We start from the raw sequence: 19604 nt of genomic DNA, 5'->3' as shown, positions 1-19604 counted from the left end.
TATATCAATCAAGTGTATAGCCATTCTGACCGGCATCAAGCGGAAAGGGAAGTTTTTGGCCGGCGGGCAATGAGTTAACCCGGCCGGCCAGCCAGGCAGGAATCAGGCGTTATTGCGGAGCATTACAATGGCGTCGTCCAGGCCCTGGATAATGCCTTTGGAGTAACGGTCGATAATAAAGCTGACGTTGTTGTCGTTGTAGTTGATGTAGGAGCCGCGAATGAACTGCCACTTGGCGGCCACATCATCGAGGGCAGTTTTCAGTTCGCCGGTCGCTGAACCGGAGCGCGCCTGCGCCAGAAGCTCGTCAAACATCAGCGCCTGCTGGTCGAGCGACACTTCGTTGGCGGCGCCCTGGAACGTCTGGGAGACGGAAGAGTGGGTACGGGCTGCGTAGCGGGCCATCATCTGAGCCATCAGCACTGCCGCTGAGCGCGCCGATTCCACTTGCGGATTGGTTTCGGTTCCGCTGCTTTCCCTTGCGAGGTCGTACAGCTCTGTGGCGGTATCGTTCATCGACTGCCCCTGATTAGCCAGTTCGGCCATCAGGCGCAGGTCAGGGTAACCGCGATCCCGCACTTCGTTGATGTTGCTGCGCATCAGGTCCTTGAAGCTGTCGAAGGACCGGTTCAGTTCCTCGACCTGTTCGTCTGAAAGCACGTCACTGTTGCTGCCGACCACAGAGTTCATGGCGTCGTTGGCGCTATTGATTCCAACCACGACACGGTTGAGCAATTCGGTGTCGGAGGTTGCGCTGAAGGCGTAGAAGGCGTCCAGCGCCAGGTAGTTGTTGATGCGGAAATCATGCAGGTCTGCGAGGAACTCGTTACCGGATTCCTGTGCCTTGGCGCCGAACGCGGTAAAGGACAACAGGATCAGGGCAGCCAGAAGTGAGCGGATTCGCAGGTGGGCGTCTTTCATCGGATCAGTCTCCGTAATGCCGTTTTATTATTGTGGACTAAAGTCTCAGCTCGAAGTTAAAGTAACTACGCAGCCTAATCAACTAATTTCCGGCTGTTACCGGTACCACTTCACTTTTTTATCAAGAGTTTCTCGGGGTTCCCTGCAGAAACAAATTGACAAACGCTCCGTTTTTTTCCATCGTGTGGCCTCACGATTCAAACGACTGTATGAATTTTGGATCGGAAGATCGGGCAGTGACCGAAATCTCGCTGCACAAACAGCCGGCCCGGCAGCTATTGTCAGCCGGTTGTCAGCAGTTCCAAACACAGACTGGAGATCAGTTGATGATTTACGAAGGTAAAGCCATCACGGTTAAAGAGATCGAAGGCGGGATCGCTCAGTTGAACTTTGACTTGCAGGGCGAGTCAGTCAACAAGTTCAACCGTCTCACCATCGAAGAGCTGGGCGCCGCAGCTGAAGCACTCAAATCCCAGAAAAACCTCAAGGGCCTGGTTGTTACCAGTTCCAAGGACAGCTTTATTGTCGGTGCCGATATCACCGAGTTTACCGAGCTGTTTGCAGGTTCCGAAGAAGCTCTCGTGGCCAACAGCATGAAGGCCAACGAAGTATTCAACGCCATTGAAGACCTGCCGTTCCCGACCGTTACCGCTATTAACGGTATCGCTCTGGGTGGTGGCTTCGAAATGTGCCTTTCCACCGACTACCGGGTTATGGCTCCCAAGGCCAAGGTAGGTCTGCCGGAAGTGAAGCTGGGTATCTTCCCGGGCTTCGGCGGTACTGTTCGCCTGTCCCGCCTGGTGGGTGTGGATAACGCGGTTGAGTGGATTGCCGGTGGTACTGAAAACCGCGCTGATGCCGCTCTGAAAGTGGGCGCTGTTGATGCCGTGGTTGAAGCCGACAAGCTGGTCGACGCAGCCGTTGCCATTATCAATCAGTGCAACGAAGGCAAGCTGGACAACCTGGCGCGCCGTGAAGAGAAGAAAGGCAAGATCAAGCTCAACGCCATGGAAAGCATGATGGCGTTCGAGATTTCCAAGGCGTTCGTGGCCGGCAAGGCTGGCAAGAACTATCCGGCGCCGGTGGAAGCCATCAAGACCATGCAGAAGCATGCCGGCATGACCCGCGACAAGGCGATCGAAGTAGAAGCCAAGGGCTTCGCCAAGATGGCCAAGACCAACGTTGCCGCGTGTCTGGTTGGTCTGTTCCTGAACGACCAGGCCCTGAAGAAGAAAGCCAGTGCCTGGGAAAAAGAAGCCTCTGATGTGAACCTGGCTGCCGTACTGGGCGCCGGTATCATGGGTGGCGGTGTAGCCTTCCAGTCGGCGCTGAAAGGCACCCCGATTGTTATGAAGGACATCAATCAGGACGGCATCAAGCTGGGCCTGAGTGAAGCCAAGAAGCTGCTGTCCAAGCGTGTCGCCAAGGGCAAGATGGACGCTGGCCAGATGGGCGACGTTCTGAACAACATCACGCCGACCCTGAACTACGGTGATTTCAAGAACGTAGACCTGGTTGTTGAAGCGGTTGTTGAAAACCCGAAGGTGAAAGATGCCGTTCTGCGCGAGACCGAAGACGCGGTTCGCGAAGACGCCATCCTGACGTCCAACACCTCTACCATCTCCATCAACCTTCTGGCCAAGAACCTGAAGCGTCCGGAGAACTTCTGCGGCATGCACTTCTTCAACCCGGTACACATGATGCCGCTGGTTGAGGTTATCCGTGGCGAGAAGACCAGTGACCGCGCTATCGCGACCACCGTTGCCTACGCCAAGGCCATGGGCAAGACCCCGATCGTGGTTAACGATTGCCCGGGCTTCCTGGTTAACCGTGTTCTGTTCCCGTACTTCGGCGGCTTTGCTGCGCTGGTACGTGACGGTGCCGATTTCCAGAAGATCGACAAGGTGATGGAAAAGTTCGGCTGGCCCATGGGCCCGGCCTACCTGCTCGACGTAGTGGGCATGGACACTGCCAAGCACGCCAACGAAGTGATGGCAGACGGCTTCCCGGATCGCATGAAGGCTGACTTCAAGTCTGCCATCGACGTGATGTTCGAGAACAACCGTTACGGCCAGAAGAACGACAAGGGCTTCTACAAGTACGAAGAAGACAAGAAGGGCAAGCCGAAGAAGGTTGTCGACGAAGAAACCTACAAGCTGATCGAGCCTGTGGTTAACGGCAGCAAGGACTTCGACGAAGAAGACATCATCGCCCGTATGATGATTCCTCTGTGCCTGGAAACCGTTCGCTGCCTGGAAGACAACATTGTTGAAGACCCGGCCGATGCAGACATGGGTCTGATCTACGGTATCGGTTTCCCTCCGTTCCGTGGTGGTGCCCTGCGCTACATCGACGACATGGGCGTCGACAAGTTCGTCGAACTGGCAGACAAGTATGCAGATCTTGGCCCGCTGTACGCGCCGACCGAGAAGCTGCGTGAAATGGCCAAGACTGGCAAGAAGTTCTTTGGCTAACCCTAACGAGATTTCCGAACGGAGAAAGATCTATGAGCCTTAATCCGAGAGACGTTGTCGTCGTCGATTGCGTGCGGACTCCGATGGGTCGTGCCAAAAACGGCTGTTTCCGCAACGTTCGCGCCGAGACTCTGTCTGCTGCGCTGATTGAAGCACTGTTTGAGCGCAACCCGAAGCTCGATCCGAAAGAAGTAGAAGACGTAATCTGGGGCTGTGTAAACCAGACTAAAGAGCAGGGCTTTAACGTGGCGCGGCAGATTTCCCTGCTGACCCGTATCCCGCACGAGTCTGCTGCCCAGACCGTTAACCGTCTGTGTGGTTCCGCCATGAGCGCCATCCACACTGCCGCCCAGGCGATTCAGACCGGTAACGGTGACGTGTTCATGGTAGGCGGTGTCGAGCACATGGGCCACGTACCCATGACTGCCGGCTTCGACCACAACCCGGCTGCGTCCAAGTACTCTGCAAAAGCGTCCAACATGATGGGCCTGACTGCAGAAATGCTGGCGAAAATGCACGGTATTACCCGCGAGCAGCAGGATGAGTTCGGTGCCCGTTCCCATCGCCTGGCCCACGAAGCGACTGTTGAAGGCCGCTTCAAGAACGAAATCGTTCCGATTGAAGGCCACGACGAAAACGGCTTTGTGAAGCTGATCGAAGAAGACGAGACCATTCGTCCGGAAACGACCGCTGAGTCCCTGGGCCAGCTGCGTCCGGCGTTTGATCCGAAGAACGGTACCGTAACTGCCGGTACGTCTTCCCAGCTGACCGATGGCGCGGCTGCCATGGTACTGATGTCCGCTGAGCGGGCAGAAGCACTGGGTCTGACCCCGATTGCCAAGATCCGCAGCATGGCTGTTGCTGGCTGTGATCCCGCAATCATGGGCTACGGCCCGGTTCCGGCCACCAAGAAGGCACTGAAGCGTGCAGGCCTGAAAGTTGAAGATATCGACTTCTGGGAACTGAACGAAGCCTTCGCAGGCCAGTCCCTGCCGGTCCTGAAAGACCTGAAACTGCTGGGTGTTATGGAAGAGAAGGTTAACCTGAACGGCGGCGCGATTGCCCTTGGCCATCCGCTGGGCTGCTCCGGTGCCCGTATCTCCACCACACTGCTGAATATCATGCAGGCCAAAGGCGGTAAGCTTGGTGTATCCACCATGTGTATCGGCCTGGGTCAGGGCATTGCCACTGTGTGGGAGCGCCTCTGATCGGTTAGTCCGGATCAGTAACGCTCAATCAGGAGGCCCGGCAATTCGCCGGGCCTTCCTGTTTCAGGGATTGTAAAACGGCCCGGAAATCCCAAAAAACGGTGACTGAAATCAAAGAATGGGTTGTTTTGCCATTCTTGACCCTGTAAAACAGTGAGCCTATACACAATGGCAGCCCCTGTGTTTTCCAGTTGCCTGATTTTTATGCGAGTTTACGGTTCTGTCCAGAACTTGACCGATTGATCGCCAAGGATACAGATCTCCGATATGGGTAAAAGTCTCGTTATTGTCGAGTCTCCAGCGAAAGCGAAGACCATCAACAAGTACCTGGGCTCGGATTTTATTGTTAAGTCCAGTGTTGGCCACATTCGTGACCTGCCAGTCAGTGGCAGTGGTAGCCAGTCAGACCCGAAAGAGCGCGCCAGGCAGGCCGCTGCCACCCGCAAGATGAGCCCGGACGAAAAAGCCGAGCACAAGAAGCGTAAGGCCCGTGAACAGCTGGTTGCCCGCATGGGGGTAAATCCCGATAACGACTGGAGCGCCCGTTACGAGATCCTGCCCGGTAAGGAAAAGGTCGTCAGCGAGCTAAAGCGCCTGGCCAAGAATGCCGACCACATCTATCTGGCAACGGATTTGGACAGGGAAGGGGAAGCCATCGCCTGGCACCTTCAGGAGACCATTGGCGGCGAGCCGGAAAAGTATCGCCGCGTGGTGTTCAACGAAATTACCAAGCGGGCCATCCAGGAAGCGTTCAAGGACCCCGGTGAGCTGGATAACAACCGGGTAAATGCCCAGCAGGCGCGCCGGTTCCTGGATCGCGTTGTGGGTTACATGGTTTCGCCGCTGCTCTGGGCCAAGATTGCCCGGGGCCTGTCTGCTGGCCGGGTTCAGTCGGTTGCCGTGCGCCTGATCGTTGAGCGTGAGCGGGAAATCCGCAAGTTCGTGCCGGAGGAATTCTGGCAGCTGCACGCAGACCTGACCGCAGAAGGAACCAGGGACCCGGTTCGGTTCGAGGTTACCCGCTACAACGACAAGCCCTACCGTCCGGTTAATGATGTTCAGAGCAAGGAACATGTTGACCGTCTGAAAGCCGGTAGCTTCAAGGTGGCCAAGCGGGAAGACAAGCCAACCCGTTCACGGCCCTCTGCTCCCTTTATTACCTCGACACTGCAGCAGGCGGCGAGCAACCGCATGGGCTTCAGTGTCAAGAAAACCATGATGCTGGCCCAGCGCCTGTACGAGGCGGGCTACATCACCTACATGCGTACAGACTCGACCAACCTGAGCCAGGATGCCGTAACCGGCTGTCGCGAGTTTATTCAGAAACAGTTCGGTGATCGCTACCTGCCTGAGAAGCCCCGCGTGTACGGTAGCAAGGAAGGCGCCCAGGAGGCCCACGAGGCCATCCGGCCTACTGACGTATCCCGCAGGCCTACCGATATCAGTGGCCTGGAAAAGGATGCGGAGAAGCTTTACGACCTGATCTGGCGCCAGTTTATCGCCTGCCAGATGGCGGATGCCGAATTCCTCAGCACCTCCATCGTTGTGGCCAATGGTGACTACGAACTGCGTACCCGTGGTCGCATCGTCAAGTTCGAAGGTTTCCTGAAAGCTGCGCCCCAGTCAGCCAAGAAAGACGAAGACGTGGCGCTGCCAGACATCAAGGTAGATCAGCCCCTGGATCTCAAGAAGCTGGATCCGACCCAGCATTTCACCAAGCCTTCGCCGCGCTATACCGAAGCCAGCCTGGTCAAGGAACTGGAAAAGCAGGGCATTGGTCGTCCTTCTACCTACGCATCCATTATTTCCACCATCCAGGATCGTGGTTACGTGCGGCTTCAGAACCGCCGTTTTTACGCCGAGAAGATGGGCGAGATTGTTACCGAACGGCTGGCAGAATCTTTCCCGAACCTGATGGATTACGATTTTACCGCACGCCTGGAAGGCGAGCTGGACGAGATTGCCGAAGGCGACGTTCAGTGGAAGAAGGTGCTGAACGACTTCTACGCCAAGTTTCGTAACCAGCTCGAAAGTGCGGAAAAGACCGACGGCGGCATGCGGGCCAATACACCCACGGAAACCGACATTCCTTGCCCCAGTTGCGGCCGTAATATGCAGATCCGGGTAGCCAGCACCGGGGTATTCCTGGGCTGTTCCGGCTATTCATTACCGCCCAAGGAGCGTTGCAAGACTACCATTAACCTGGTGTCTGGCGACGAAGTGGTCAGTGCCGATGAAGACGTGGAAGGCGAGGGCGAAACCCGCCTGCTGCGCATGAAGCGCCGCTGTCCGAAATGCGGCACGGCCATGGACAGCTACCTGGTTGATGAAAAGCGCAAGCTGCACGTGTGCGGTAACAACCCCGACTGCTCCGGCTACGAAGTGGAAGAGGGAAGTTTCCGCATCAAGGGCTACGACGGCCCTACGCTGGAATGCGACAAGTGTGGTTCCGAAATGCAGCTGAAAACCGGCCGTTTCGGCAAGTACTTTGGCTGTACCAACAGCGAGTGCAAGAACACCCGCAAACTGCTGAAGAACGGCGAGCCTGCGCCCCCCAAAATGGACCCGGTGCCCATGCCGGAGCTGCAGTGCCAGAAGGTGGACGACACCTACGTACTGCGTGACGGTGCCTCCGGCCTGTTCCTGGCGGCCAGCAAATTCCCGAAAAACCGGGAAACCCGGCCACCGCTGGTGATGGAGATCAAACCGCACCGCAAGGAAATCGACCCGAAATACGATTACCTGATGGACGCCCCGGAGAAAGACCCCGAGGGTAACCCGACGGTGATCCGCTACAGCCGGAAGTCGAAAGAGCAGTACGTTATGTCGGAACAGGATGGCAAGGCCACCGGCTGGTCCGCCTGGTACGAAAACGGCCGCTGGGTGCCTCGGGACAAGAAGAAGTGATTCTTTTTTGCCACGAAATCCACTAAAGAACACGAAAACTGAAGAAAAGATAACTGATTTTTTGCCGCGGACACTCACGGACTCTCACGGACAGTAACAAGGCAGTTTTCTCTTTTGTCCGTGTGGGTCCGTGAGTGTCCGTGGCTAATTAGTTTTCTTTTTTAGTGTTCTTTAGTGGATTTCGTGGCAAATCATTATTTCTTACGAAGCCTCTGAATCAGCGAAGACGTATCCCAGCGGTTTCCGCCCATCTCCTGCACATCTCCGTAGAACTGGTCCACCAGCGCCGTTACCGGCAGTCTGGAGCCGTTTCTGCGGGCTTCTTCAAGGCAGATGCCCAGGTCCTTGCGCATCCAGTCCACCGCAAAGCCGTGGTTGAATTCGCCGTCGATCATGGTTCCGGAGCGGTTTTCCATCTGCCAGGACTGGGCCGCGCCCTTGGAGATCACGTCCACCACCTTGCGCACGTCCAGCTCTGCCTGTTCGGCAAAGTGCAGGGCTTCTGACAGGCCCTGTACCAGCCCCGCAATGGCAATCTGGTTAACCATCTTGGTCTTCTGGCCGCTGCCCACAGGGCCCATCAGGTTCAGGGCCCGGGCGTAGCATTCGAGTACTGGCTGAACCTTGCTGAAATCCTCGGGACTACCGCCGCACATGATCGTCAGCTGGCCGTTTTCGGCACCTTGCTGGCCGCCGGAAACCGGGGCGTCGATAAAGCCCTGGCCCCGTGCACGGGCTGCCTGTGCCAGTGTCTCGGCAATGCCGGCAGATGCAGTGGTGTGGTCGACCAGTGTGGCTGTGGCCGGAGCGTTGCTGATGATGCCATCCGGGGCGGTGTAGACTTCTTCCAGGTCTTTATCGGCGCCCACGCAGGTCAGTACCACGTCTGCGTTGGCGACCGCATCTGCAATGCTGTCACAGGCTTTGCCCGGATACTGTTCGGCCCACTGACGGGCCTTTTCGCTGGTGCGGTTCCAAACTCTGACTTCATAGCCGGCCCGGGCAAGGTGGCCTGCCATCGGGTAGCCCATTACCCCGAGCCCGATAAACGCGATAGTTGCCATGGTCTGCTCCTGGTTCTTGTCTGATTAGTCGAATTTGTCGTGCCATGATACGAAAAAAGCCGCTGGATTCAGCGGCTTTTTTCTGGGTGAAGCAAGCTTGCAGCTTATTTCTTCGGGTAGTCGCGCTTCGGCGAGCCGGTGTACAGCTGGCGCGGACGGCCGATGCGGTTGGCACCGCTGACCATTTCGTTCCAGTGAGAGAACCAGCCGATGGTGCGGGACATTGCGAAGATCACGGTAAACATGGAAGTCGGAATACCGATGGCCTTCAGAATGATGCCGGAGTAGAAGTCGACGTTCGGGTACAGCTGGCGCTGAACGAAGTATTCGTCTTCCAGGGCAATCTTTTCCAGGCGCTGGGCAATCTTCAGCAGCGGATCGTTTTCCAGACCAAGCTCGCTCAGCACTTCGTGAGCGGTCTGTGCCATTACCTTGGCGCGCGGGTCGAAGTTCTTGTAAACCCGGTGACCAAAGCCCATCAGGCGGAAAGGATCGTCTTTGTCCTTGGCCTTGGCGATGAATTTCTCGATGTTGGACTCGTCGCCGATTTCAGCCAGCATGTCCAGAACCGCTTCGTTTGCACCGCCGTGTGCCGGGCCCCAAAGGGCGGCGATGCCGGAGGCGATACACGCGTACGGGTTGGCGCCGGTGGAGCCCGCCAGGCGTACGGTGGAGGTAGAGGCGTTCTGCTCGTGGTCAGCGTGAAGGATAAAGATCTTGTCCATCGCGTTGGCCAGAACCGGGTTCGGCTTGTAGTCCTCGCAAGGGGTGCCGAACATCATGTACAGGAAGTTCTCGGCGTAGGACAGGTCGTTACGCGGATACATGAACGGCTGGCCCATGGAGTACTTGTAGCACCATGCCGCGATGGTCGGCATCTTGGCGATCAGGCGATGGCCGGTAATCTCGCGCTGCTTGGGATCAGCCACATCCATCTGGTCGTGGTAGAACGCAGACAGGGCACCCACAACGCCGCACATGATGGCCATGGGGTGCGCATCACGGCGGAAGCCGTTGAAGAAGTTGCGCATCTGGTCGTGCAGCATGGTGTGGTTTTTGATGGTGTCGTGGAACTGCTTGTTTTCTTCAGCGCTCGGCAGTTCGCCGTTCAGGAGCAGGTAGCAGACCTCGAGGAAGTCGGAATGCTCGGCCAGCTGGTCGATCGGGTAACCCCGGTGCAGCAGGACGCCTTTGGCACCATCGATGTAGGTGATGGCAGATTCGCAGGCTGCGGTAGATACAAAACCCGGGTCGTAAGTGAATACGCCTTCCTGGACGAGGCCGCGTACGTCTATAACGTCAGGGCCGACGGTGCCGGAGTAAACCGGTAGCTCAATGGACTTGTCTCCCACCGAGAGCGTGGCTTTCCTGTCGGTCATGGTGCTCTCCCGTTTGATTAGCTGTGACAGCTGATTTGCATGTGTAGATGCGCCAGAAAGCGCGTATTATCGCAAAACTGGGCGCAAAATATAGGGCGTCAGCTTTTTTTGTCAATGAGCTGGGTGCGAAAAGCACCAAATTAACATCCGGTGTAAATGAGGGATATCCCGAATGACGGCGCTTTTGCCCTGAATTCCGGTTTGTCAATAATCCTTATAGATGGGGCAGGGCAGCGCCTCGCAAGGCTTTGGCGGTTGTTGCAAGTTTGTAATTACCGGGGTGTCTCCTTATAATCCGTAGCCCGGAATCGGGGATGCACCGTTTTCTTGCATGCTTCAGCGTAGCAAGCTACCGGGTTGTCATCCGCCCTCCTGAACCAATCGGTTACCGGTATCGTACTGATTCTCCGGACCTAACATACCAACCCACCGCCGCCGGTTTTTCCGGTTTCGCGGTACCAAGAGAGAGTGTGAGAGCGCTGTGAATAGCAAACGACCAGTAAATCTCGATCTCGGCAAGTTCCATTTCCCGCTGCCAGCCATTACTTCGATCCTGCATCGTATCAGCGGCATCATCATTTTTGTTGGTGTTGCATTCCTGATGTACGGCCTGGATCTTTCCCTGTCCGGGGAAGATGGCTTCAACCGGGTTAACGAACTGCTGGACAGCTTCCTGGCAAAGCTGATTATCTGGGGCATCCTGTCTGCTCTGCTTTACCACCTTGTTGCAGGTATCAAGCACCTGCTGATGGATGCGGGTATTGCTGAAGAGCTGGAAAGTGGCCGCCTTGCCGCCAAAATCACGCTTGTGGTTTCCATTGTTCTCATCATTCTGGCTGGAGTCTGGGTATGGGCATGAACAGTGTAACGAATATTGGTCGTAACGGGATTCAGGACTGGATCATCCAGCGGGTTACTGCCTACGTATTGGCTCTGTACACGCTGTTTCTCCTTGGTTTCTTCGTAACTACAGACGTGGACTACCAGGCGTGGTCTTCCCTGTACAGCCAGGGTTGGTTCAAGATTTTCAGCCTGCTGGCGCTGTTGTCCATTGCCGGACACGCCTGGGTAGGCTTGTGGACCGTATCCACCGACTACATCAAAGCAGCAATGCCGCGCTTCCTGCTGCAGGCAGCCTGCATTCTGGTGATGTTCGTATATGTCGTGTGGGGCATTCAGATTCTGTGGGGGCTTTAATCGATGGCTAACATCAAAACCATGTCTTACGACGCGATTGTTATCGGTGGCGGCGGTGCCGGTATGCGTGCCGCCCTGCAGTTGACAGAAGCCGGTATCAACACCGCGTGTATCACCAAGGTCTTTCCGACCCGTTCGCACACAGTGTCTGCCCAGGGCGGCATTACCTGTGCGATCGCAAGCGCTGATCCCAATGATGACTGGCGCTGGCACATGTACGATACCGTCAAGGGCTCCGACTATATCGGTGACCAGGACGCTATCGAGTACATGTGTTCTGTAGGCCCCCAGGCTGTGTTCGAGCTGGAACACATGGGCTTGCCGTTCTCCCGTACCGAGCAGGGCCGTATCTATCAGCGTCCGTTCGGTGGCCAGTCCAAGGGTCCGGACAACCCCACCCAGGCAGCCCGTACCTGTGCCGCCGCTGACCGTACCGGTCACGCCCTGCTGCACACCCTGTACCAGGCCAACCTGAAGGGCGGTACTACCTTCCTGAACGAGTGGTACGCCGTAGACCTGGTCAAGAACAGCAAAGACGAAGTGGTTGGTGTTGTAGCCATTGAGATCGAATCCGGTGAAGTGGCTTACATCAAGTCCAAGGCCACCGTTCTGGCTACCGGTGGTGCTGGCCGTATCTACGCCTCTACCACCAACGCCATGATCAACACCGGCGACGGTATCGGTATGGCGCTGCGTGCCGGTTTCCCGGTGCAGGACATGGAAATGTGGCAGTTCCACCCGACCGGTATTCACGGTGCTGGCACCCTGGTTACAGAAGGTTGTCGGGGTGAGGGTGGTTACCTGATCAACGCCGAAGGTGAGCGTTTTATGGAGCGCTATGCTCCGAACGCGAAAGACCTGGCTGGCCGTGACGTTGTGGCCCGTTCCATGGTTCTGGAGATCCTGGAAGGTCGCGGTTGTGGTCCCGACAAGGATCACGTACTGCTGAAGCTGGATCACCTGGGTGAAGAAACCCTGAACCTGCGTCTGCCGGGCATCTGCGAGTTGTCCCGTACCTTTGCGCACGTTGACCCGGTTAAAGAGCCGATCCCGGTCGTTCCGACCTGTCACTACATGATGGGCGGTGTTCCCACCAACGTAGGTGGCCAGGCCCTGACCCAGGATGAAAACGGCAACGACAAGCCTATTCCCGGCCTGTTTGCCTGTGGCGAAGCAGCTTGTGTATCTGTACACGGCGCTAACCGTCTGGGTGGCAACTCCCTGCTGGACCTGGTGGTCTTCGGTCGTGCAGCTGGCCTGCACATTGAAGAGCAGCTGCGTGGCGGCTTCGAGGTTGATGGCGCCAGCGAAGAAGATATCAAGCGTGCCATGGCTCGCCTGGAGCGTCTGGACAGTGCCTCTGAAGGTGAGGATGTAGCCAAGGTTCGTAAGGATCTGCAGAACTGCATGCAGCTGTACTTCGGCGTATTCCGTGACGGCGAGAGCATGGAGAAGGGTATCAAGCTGCTGGAAGAGATTGGCGAGCGTGTTCGCAAGACCAAGCTGGCCGATACCAGCAAGGCGTTCAACACTGCCCGTATCGAAGCGCTGGAGCTGGATAACCTGTACGAAGTTGCCTACGCAACAGCCAAGTCTGCGATCGAGCGTAAAGAAAGCCGTGGTGCGCACGCCCGTAACGACTTCACCGAGCGTGACGACGAGAACTGGCTGAAGCACTCCATGTACTTCCCGCTGGACAAGCGTGTTGGCAAGCGTGACGTGAACTTTGCACCGAAAACGGTTCCGACTTTCCAGCCGAAAGTCCGGACCTACTAAGGGGGTATCCTGAATATGTTGGTAAGCCTGTATCGCTATAATCCGGAAACCGATAATGCCCCTTACATGCAGGATGTCGAAATCGAGATTCCTGCGGGCAAAGATCTCATGGTTCTGGATGTTCTGAACCTGGTGAAGGAAAAAGATCCTTCCATGAGCTATCGTCGTTCCTGCCGTGAGGGTGTTTGTGGCTCTGATGGCATGAACATGAACGGCAAGAACGGCCTGGCTTGTATCACTCCGGTGTCGGATGTGGTCAAGAACAACAAGCTGGTTCTGCGCCCGCTGCCGGGCCTGCCGGTTATCCGTGACCTGGTCGTGGATATGAGTCTGTTCTACAAGCAGTACGAAAAAGTTATGCCGTACCTTGTAAACGACAACCCGGCTCCGGCCATTGAGCGCCTGCAGTCGCCGGAAGATCGTGAAAAGCTGGACGGCCTGTACGAGTGTATTCTGTGTGCATGCTGCTCCACCGCTTGTCCGTCGTTCTGGTGGAACCCTGACAAGTTCATTGGTCCGTCTGGCCTGCTGCAGGCCTACCGCTTCCTGGCGGACAGCCGCGACACTGCCCAGGCAGAGCGACTGGCGAACCTGGATGACCCGTTCAGTGTTTTCCGCTGCCGCGGCATCATGAACTGCGTAAGTGTGTGTCCGAAAGGCCTGAACCCCACAAAGGCGATTGGCCATATCCGGAACCTGTTGCTGCAACGAGCCACCTGACCGGCAAAATCTGCAGCACCAGCTATACTGGTGTTCTGACACCAGTTGGTACCCTCGAAGGCCTCGCTATATGCGGGGCCTTCAACCAAAGGCTTATAGTCAAAAGTCTTATCGGGGTGCAAACTTATGCGCGCTGTCTGCTTGGGCTTATCCAGTCTGGCTGATGGCGCAGCTGAGTATAAAAATCACTGGGGACGGAAAACATCCTTGCAGGGTGTGGTGGCCAAAAGTCATGCCGTAATAACCCGTATTGACTGAGATTTACCCCTGGCCGACCATACTCGCTCCCCCGCACCAGCCCAAGGTGAGCTATTCAAAATGCACGAAAGCATCATGGAGCAGTTATGGCAGACTTCCCACCTGCAAGGTGGAAATCTGGCCTACGTTGAACAGCTTTTTGAGACCTACCTGACAGACCCCAATTCAGTTCCCGAAGAGTGGAGAAGCTACTTCGACAAGCTTCCGAGTGTTGATGGCTATAAAGGCCGCGACATCGTTCACTCGACCATCCGCGAACAGTTCGAGCATATTTCACGCAATCAGCGTTTTCTTGCCAGCAGTGGTGTGCCTGCAAGCGCCACGTCAGATGCTGACAAAAAGCAGATCCGTGTTCTGCAGTTGATCAATGCGTACCGTTTCCGTGGTCACCAGGAATCAAAGCTCGATCCGCTGGGAGTCTGGCAGCGTCAGCCTGTTGAAGATCTCGAGCCCTCGTTCCACGAACTGGGCGAGTCTGACCTGGATCTCGAGTTCCAGACAGGTTCACTGAATTTCGGCTCCGAGACCATGAAGCTCGGAGACATCGTGCAAGGCTTGCGCCAGACCTATTGCGAAAGCATTGGCGCCGAATATATGCACGTGGTGGATACCCGCATCAAGCGTTGGTTCCAGCAGCGGATGGAGCCAGTACGCTCCCGCCCTGAGTACGAAGCGGAAACCCGCAAGCACGTGCTCGAGCGTCTCACCGCTGCCGAAGGCCTGGAAAAATATCTGGGCTCCCGTTATCCGGGCGTCAAGCGTTTTGGCCTGGAAGGCGGCGAGAGCCTGATTCCGTGCCTGGACGAACTGATTCAGCGTGCCGGCTCCTACGGTGCCAAGGAAATCGTGCTGGGCATGGCACACCGTGGCCGTCTGAACGTGTTGATAAACACCCTGGGCAAGAATCCGAAGGAACTGTTTGACGAGTTCGAGGGCAAGAAGCTCGCGGATTCCGGCTCCGGTGATGTGAAATACCACCAGGGATTCTCGTCCAACGTGATGACTCCGGGTGGCGAAGTGCACCTGGCAATGGCATTCAACCCGTCACACCTGGAAATCGTATCTCCGGTGGTTGAGGGTTCTGTCCGTGCCCGCCAGGATCGTCGTGGCGATACCGACGGCAGCACTGTGCTTCCGATCGTTATGCACGGCGACGCGGCCTTTGCCGGGCAGGGCGTTGTGATGGAAACCTTCCAGATGTCCCAGACCCGGGGCTTCGGTGTAGGTGGTACCATCCACATCGTCATCAACAACCAGGTTGGCTTTACCACCAGCAAGCAGGAAGACGCCCGTTCTACCGAGTACTGTACCGATGTGGCGAAAATGGTTCAGGCGCCGATTCTGCACGTGAATGCAGACGACCCAGAAGCCGTGCTGTTTGTAACCCAGATGGCCATGGACTACCGCAACGAGTTCAAGCGGGACGTGGTTATCGATCTGGTTTGCTACCGTCGCCGTGGCCACAACGAGGCCGACGAGCCGGCTGCTACCCAGCCGCTGATGTACGACAAGATCCGCAAGCTGAAAACCACTCGCGCTCTGTACGCAGATCAGCTAGTTGAAGCCGGTGTGATCAGCGAAGACGAAGCCAAGCAGATGGAGAACGACTACCGTGACGCACTCGACAAGGGTGAACACGTGGTCAAGTCCCTGGTCAAGGAGCCGAACAAAGAGCTCTACGTTGACTGGACTCCGTTCCTGGGCCACGAGTGGACGGCCAAGTGCAAGACCAGCGTTCCCCTGAAAACGATCCAGAAGCTGGGCAAGAAACTGACCCAGGTTCCGGAAGGCTTCAGCATCCAGCGCCAGGTTTCCAAGATCGTTAACGATCGGGAAAAGATGACTGCCGGTGCCCTGTCTATGAACTGGGGCTATGGCGAGATGATGGCGTACGCCACCTTGCTGAACGAAGGTCACCCGATCCGTCTGACCGGCCAGGACGTTGGCCGTGGTACCTTCTCGCACCGCCACGCGGTACTGCACAACCAGAAGGATGGCTCTACCCACGTTGCGCTGAAAGAGCTGGCCGAAGACCAGCCGAAATTCGAAATCTATGACTCGCTGCTGTCTGAAGAAGCGGTTATGGCCTTCGAATACGGTTACAGCACCACCACGCCGAACGCACTGATTGTTTGGGAAGCCCAGTTCGGTGACTTCGCCAACGGTGCCCAGGTGGTGATCGACCAGTTCCTGACCAGTGGCGAGCACAAGTGGGGCCGTCTGTGTGGCCTGACCCTGCTGCTGCCTCATGGTTACGAAGGGCAGGGGCCAGAGCACAGCTCCGCGCGCCTGGAGCGTTTCCTGCAGCTTTGTGCCGAGCACAATATCCAGGTCTGCGTGCCCACCACGCCGTCCCAGGTATTCCACATGCTGCGCCGCCAGGTGAAGCGCCCGCTGCGTAAGCCGCTGGTTGCGATTACACCGAAGAGCCTGCTGCGTCACAAAGAGGCGATCTCCGGCCTGGATGACCTGACCTCAGGTACCTTCCAGACAGTACTGCCCGAGAAAGAACCTTCTGATCCGAAGAAAGTCACCCGTGTGATCATGTGTAGCGGCAAAGTCTACTATGATCTTCTGGAGAAGAAGAAAGCCGACGAGCGTGACGATGTGGCCATCGTTCGCCTCGAGCAGTTGTATCCGTTCCCGGCAGACGATCTGGACGAAATTCTGGGCCAGTACACCAAGCTCAAGAGCGCGGTCTGGTGTCAGGAAGAGCCTATGAACCAGGGCGCCTGGTACTGCAGTCAGCACCACATGCGGCACGCACTGCAGCGCCTGAACCCGAAACTGCACCTTGAGTACGCCGGTCGTGATGCTTCTGCTGCTCCTGCCTGTGGACACATGTCTGTTCACATCGAAGAGCAGAAGAAACTGGTTAACGACGCGTTTGGAATCTGACGAGCTACCGAACTAAGGATTTGTAATGTCAACTGAGATTAAAGCCCCCGTTTTCCCTGAGTCGGTTGCCGAAGGCACCGTCGCGACCTGGCACAAGCAGCCTGGCGAAGCCTGCTCCCGTGACGAGCTGATTGTCGATATTGAAACCGACAAGGTTGTGCTTGAAGTGGTTGCACCGGCTGATGGTGTGATTGAAGAAATTGTTAAAGGCGAAGGCGACACCTGCGAAAGCGGTGAAGTGATCGGCCGATTCAAGGAAGGCGCCGCAGGCGAGTCCAAGCCTGCTGAAAGCAAGCCGGAAGCCAAGGCCGAAGCGCCCAAGGAAGAAGCCGCTGCTTCCTCCGGCGACGCTATCCTGAGCCCGGCTGCCCGCAAGCTGGCCGAAGAGAACAACGTTGATCCGGCTGCTGTAAAGGGCACCGGTAAAGACGGTCGTGTTACCAAGGAAGACGTTCAGAACCACGTAGACAGCAACAAATCTTCTGGTTCTGCCGCCGCCAAGCCGGCCGCTGCTCCGGCGCTGGAAGTTGCCCAGGGCGAGCGCGCTGAGAAGCGTGTTCCGATGACCCGCCTGCGTGCCAGCATCGCCAAGCGCCTGGTGGATGCCCAGCAGACCGCCGCTATGCTGACCACGTTCAACGAAGTGAACATGGCTCCGATCATGGAACTGCGCAAGCAGTACCAGGAAAGCTTTGTGAAGCGCCACGGCATCAAGCTTGGCTTCATGTCTTTCTTCACCAAGGCAGCGACCGAAGCCCTGAAGCGCTTCCCGGCTGTTAACGCGTCCATCGATGGTAACGACATGGTTTACCACGGTTACCAGGACGTAGGCGTAGCCGTATCTACTGACCGTGGCCTGGTTGTACCGGTTCTGCGTGACACCGACGCCATGGGCCTGGCCGACATCGAGAAGAAGATTGTCGAGTACGGCACCAAGGCGAAAGACGGCAAGCTGGGCATCGAAGAGATGACCGGCGGCACCTTCACCATCACCAACGGTGGTATTTTCGGTTCCCTGATCTCCACACCGATCCTGAACCCGCCGCAGACTGCGATTCTGGGCATGCACAAGATCCAGGAGCGCCCGATGGCGGTGAACGGCAAGGTTGAAATCCTGCCGATGATGTACCTCGCGCTGTCATACGACCACCGTATGATCGACGGTAAGGAAGCGGTGCAGTTCCTGGTTGCGATCAAGGAAATGCTGGAAGACCCGGCCCGTATCCTGCTGGACGTGTAAGCTGACACTCAACGAATTCGATAACAGGAAAGATTATGTCCGATAAATTCGACGTTATTGTCATTGGCGCAGGCCCCGGCGGTTATGTGGCCGCCATCAAGGCTGCTCAGCTGGGTCTGAAGACTGCCTGTGTAGAATCCTGGACCGGCAAAGACGGCAAAAGCCAGGTTCTGGGCGGCACCTGCCTGAACGTGGGCTGTATCCCGTCCAAGGCACTGCTGGAAGTGACTCACAAGTTCGAGGAAGCAAGCCACGACTACGAGTCCATGGGTATCCTGGCCAAGAGCGTTGATATTGACGTTGCCAAGATGATGGAGCGTAAGGATGGCATCGTTAAGCAGCTGACCGGTGGTATCGCCGGTCTGTTCAAGGCTAACGGTGTAACCCCGATCCACGGCCACGGCAAGCTGCTTGCCGGCCGCAAGGTTGAAGTGACCGATAAAGACGGCAACACCAAGACCTACGAAGCCGACAACGTGATCCTGGCGACCGGCTCCAAGCCGATCGAAATCCCGCCGGCTCCGTTTGACGGTGATTACATCGTCGATTCCGAAGGCGCGCTGGAATTTACCGAAGTTCCCAAGCGTCTGGGCATCATCGGTGCTGGCGTCATCGGCCTGGAACTGGGTAGTGTCTGGGCTCGCCTGGGTGCCGAAGTTACCGTGATCGAAGCCCAGGATACTTTCCTGCCGGTTGTTGACCAGCAGGTTGCCAAGGATGCTCTGAAGCAGTTCAAGAAGCAGGGCCTGAACATCATTACCGGTGCCCGCATGACCGGTGCTGAAGTGAAGCGCAAGCTGGTTTACGTGAACTACGAAGACTCCAAGGGCAAGCAGGAAGCCAAGTTCGACAAACTGATTGTCGCTGTTGGCCGTCGTCCGTACACCGATGGTGCGCTGGCTGAAGATTCCGGCGTAACCATGGATGAGCGCGGCTTCATCTTTGTAGACGACAACTGCAAAACCGAAGCACCGGGCGTATGGGCCGTAGGTGACATCGTTCGTGGTCCGATGCTGGCACACAAAGCGTCTGAAGAAGGCGTTATGGTTGCCGAGCGTATCGCAGGCCACAAGCCGCAGGTCAATTACGACTGCATCCCCAACGTAATCTACACCGCGCCGGAAGTTGCCTGGGTTGGCAAGACCGAAGAGCAGCTGAAAGCTGAAGGTGAAGAATACAACGTGGGTACTTTCCCGTTTGCGGCCAACGGTCGTGCCATGGCGGCAAACGCCACGGGTGGTATGGTCAAGATCATCGCAGACGCGAAGACCGACCGCATTCTGGGCTTCCACGTAGTTGGCCCTCAGGCTTCTGAAATCGTTGCCCAGGGCGTGATCGCCATGGAATTCGGTTCCAGTGCCGAAGATCTGGCCCTGACCTGTTTCGCGCACCCGACTCTGTCCGAGTCAGTGCATGAAGCGGCCTTGGCCGTTGCCGGTGGAGCGATTCACGTCGCCAACCGTCGCAAGAAGAAGTAATTCGTTATCGGATTGAGCGGGGCGCCTTTTGGCGCCCCGCTGCCGGTTACTCTCCGTACGTGGTTATCATCCATCTAAAGACGG

General features: G+C 56.8%; 13 protein-coding genes. 10 read left to right on the top strand and 3 right to left on the bottom strand.

What is annotated here, in order from left to right; genetic code table 11:
• Nucleotides 1-102 precede the first annotated feature (102 nt).
• Complete coding sequence (locus LWH94_RS04920) at nucleotides 103-921, bottom strand: hypothetical protein (protein WP_232901440.1); 819 nt, start codon at nucleotides 919-921, stop codon at nucleotides 103-105.
• 326 nt (nucleotides 922-1247) lie between these two features.
• Between LWH94_RS04920 and fadB the strand changes: the two genes are divergently transcribed.
• The 3 genes from fadB (at nucleotide 1248) to topA (ending at nucleotide 7510) form a co-directional block, all read left to right on the top strand.
• Nucleotides 1248-3395, top strand: a complete 2148-nt coding sequence (gene fadB / locus LWH94_RS04915) for a fatty acid oxidation complex subunit alpha FadB (protein ID WP_058340540.1) — start codon at nucleotides 1248-1250, stop codon at nucleotides 3393-3395.
• A gap of 32 nt (nucleotides 3396-3427) precedes the next feature.
• Complete coding sequence (gene fadA, locus LWH94_RS04910) at nucleotides 3428-4603, top strand: acetyl-CoA C-acyltransferase FadA (protein ID WP_036219550.1); 1176 nt, start codon at nucleotides 3428-3430, stop codon at nucleotides 4601-4603.
• A 267-nt stretch (nucleotides 4604-4870) separates the two neighbouring features.
• Entirely contained in the window at nucleotides 4871-7510 is a 2640-nt protein-coding gene (gene topA, locus LWH94_RS04905) for a type I DNA topoisomerase (protein WP_058340541.1), read from the top strand.
• Between the two features lie 194 nt (nucleotides 7511-7704).
• Here topA and LWH94_RS04900 read toward each other — a convergent pair whose 3' ends face one another.
• Both LWH94_RS04900 and gltA read right to left on the bottom strand, forming a co-directional pair.
• Nucleotides 7705-8574 (bottom strand): NAD(P)-dependent oxidoreductase, encoded by an 870-nt coding sequence (locus LWH94_RS04900; RefSeq protein WP_232901439.1) that lies wholly within the window; start codon nucleotides 8572-8574, stop codon nucleotides 7705-7707.
• Nucleotides 8575-8678: 104 nt separating this feature from the next.
• Nucleotides 8679-9953: a citrate synthase gene (gene gltA, locus LWH94_RS04895; RefSeq protein WP_058340543.1), complete on the bottom strand. Its 1275-nt coding sequence runs from the start codon at nucleotides 9951-9953 to the stop codon at nucleotides 8679-8681.
• A 481-nt stretch (nucleotides 9954-10434) separates the two neighbouring features.
• On the opposite strand from gltA, the gene sdhC reads away from it, so the two are divergent.
• The 7 genes from sdhC to lpdA all read left to right on the top strand — a co-directional run bounded on the left by sdhC (nucleotide 10435) and on the right by lpdA (nucleotide 19520).
• The gene (gene sdhC / locus LWH94_RS04890) at nucleotides 10435-10812 is read left to right on the top strand and encodes a succinate dehydrogenase, cytochrome b556 subunit (protein ID WP_058340544.1); all 378 of its coding nucleotides are present in this window, start codon (nucleotides 10435-10437) and stop codon (nucleotides 10810-10812) included.
• Nucleotides 10809-11150, top strand: coding sequence for a succinate dehydrogenase, hydrophobic membrane anchor protein (gene sdhD, locus LWH94_RS04885; protein WP_081697577.1), 342 nt, complete (start codon nucleotides 10809-10811; stop codon nucleotides 11148-11150). Before sdhC ends, sdhD begins: the two co-directional genes overlap by 4 nt.
• A gap of 3 nt (nucleotides 11151-11153) precedes the next feature.
• Nucleotides 11154-12926, top strand: a complete 1773-nt coding sequence (gene sdhA / locus LWH94_RS04880; protein WP_232901438.1) for a succinate dehydrogenase flavoprotein subunit — start codon at nucleotides 11154-11156, stop codon at nucleotides 12924-12926.
• Between the two features lie 15 nt (nucleotides 12927-12941).
• Nucleotides 12942-13646 (top strand): succinate dehydrogenase iron-sulfur subunit, encoded by a 705-nt coding sequence (locus LWH94_RS04875; protein WP_058340547.1) that lies wholly within the window; start codon nucleotides 12942-12944, stop codon nucleotides 13644-13646.
• Between the two features lie 318 nt (nucleotides 13647-13964).
• Nucleotides 13965-16802, top strand: coding sequence for a 2-oxoglutarate dehydrogenase E1 component (locus LWH94_RS04870; RefSeq protein WP_232901437.1), 2838 nt, complete (start codon nucleotides 13965-13967; stop codon nucleotides 16800-16802).
• 25 nt (nucleotides 16803-16827) lie between these two features.
• On the top strand, nucleotides 16828-18042 hold the full coding sequence (odhB, locus tag LWH94_RS04865) for a 2-oxoglutarate dehydrogenase complex dihydrolipoyllysine-residue succinyltransferase (RefSeq protein WP_232901436.1): 1215 nt from the start codon (nucleotides 16828-16830) through the stop codon (nucleotides 18040-18042).
• 35 nt (nucleotides 18043-18077) lie between these two features.
• The gene (gene lpdA / locus LWH94_RS04860) at nucleotides 18078-19520 is read left to right on the top strand and encodes a dihydrolipoyl dehydrogenase (RefSeq protein WP_058340550.1); all 1443 of its coding nucleotides are present in this window, start codon (nucleotides 18078-18080) and stop codon (nucleotides 19518-19520) included.
• The last annotated feature ends 84 nt before the right edge of the window (nucleotides 19521-19604 follow it).

The organism is Marinobacter sp. G11, assembly GCF_021282325.1.
Lineage (GTDB): Bacteria > Pseudomonadota > Gammaproteobacteria > Pseudomonadales > Oleiphilaceae > Marinobacter > Marinobacter vinifirmus.
This window is presented reverse-complemented; position numbering and strand designations above follow the sequence as displayed.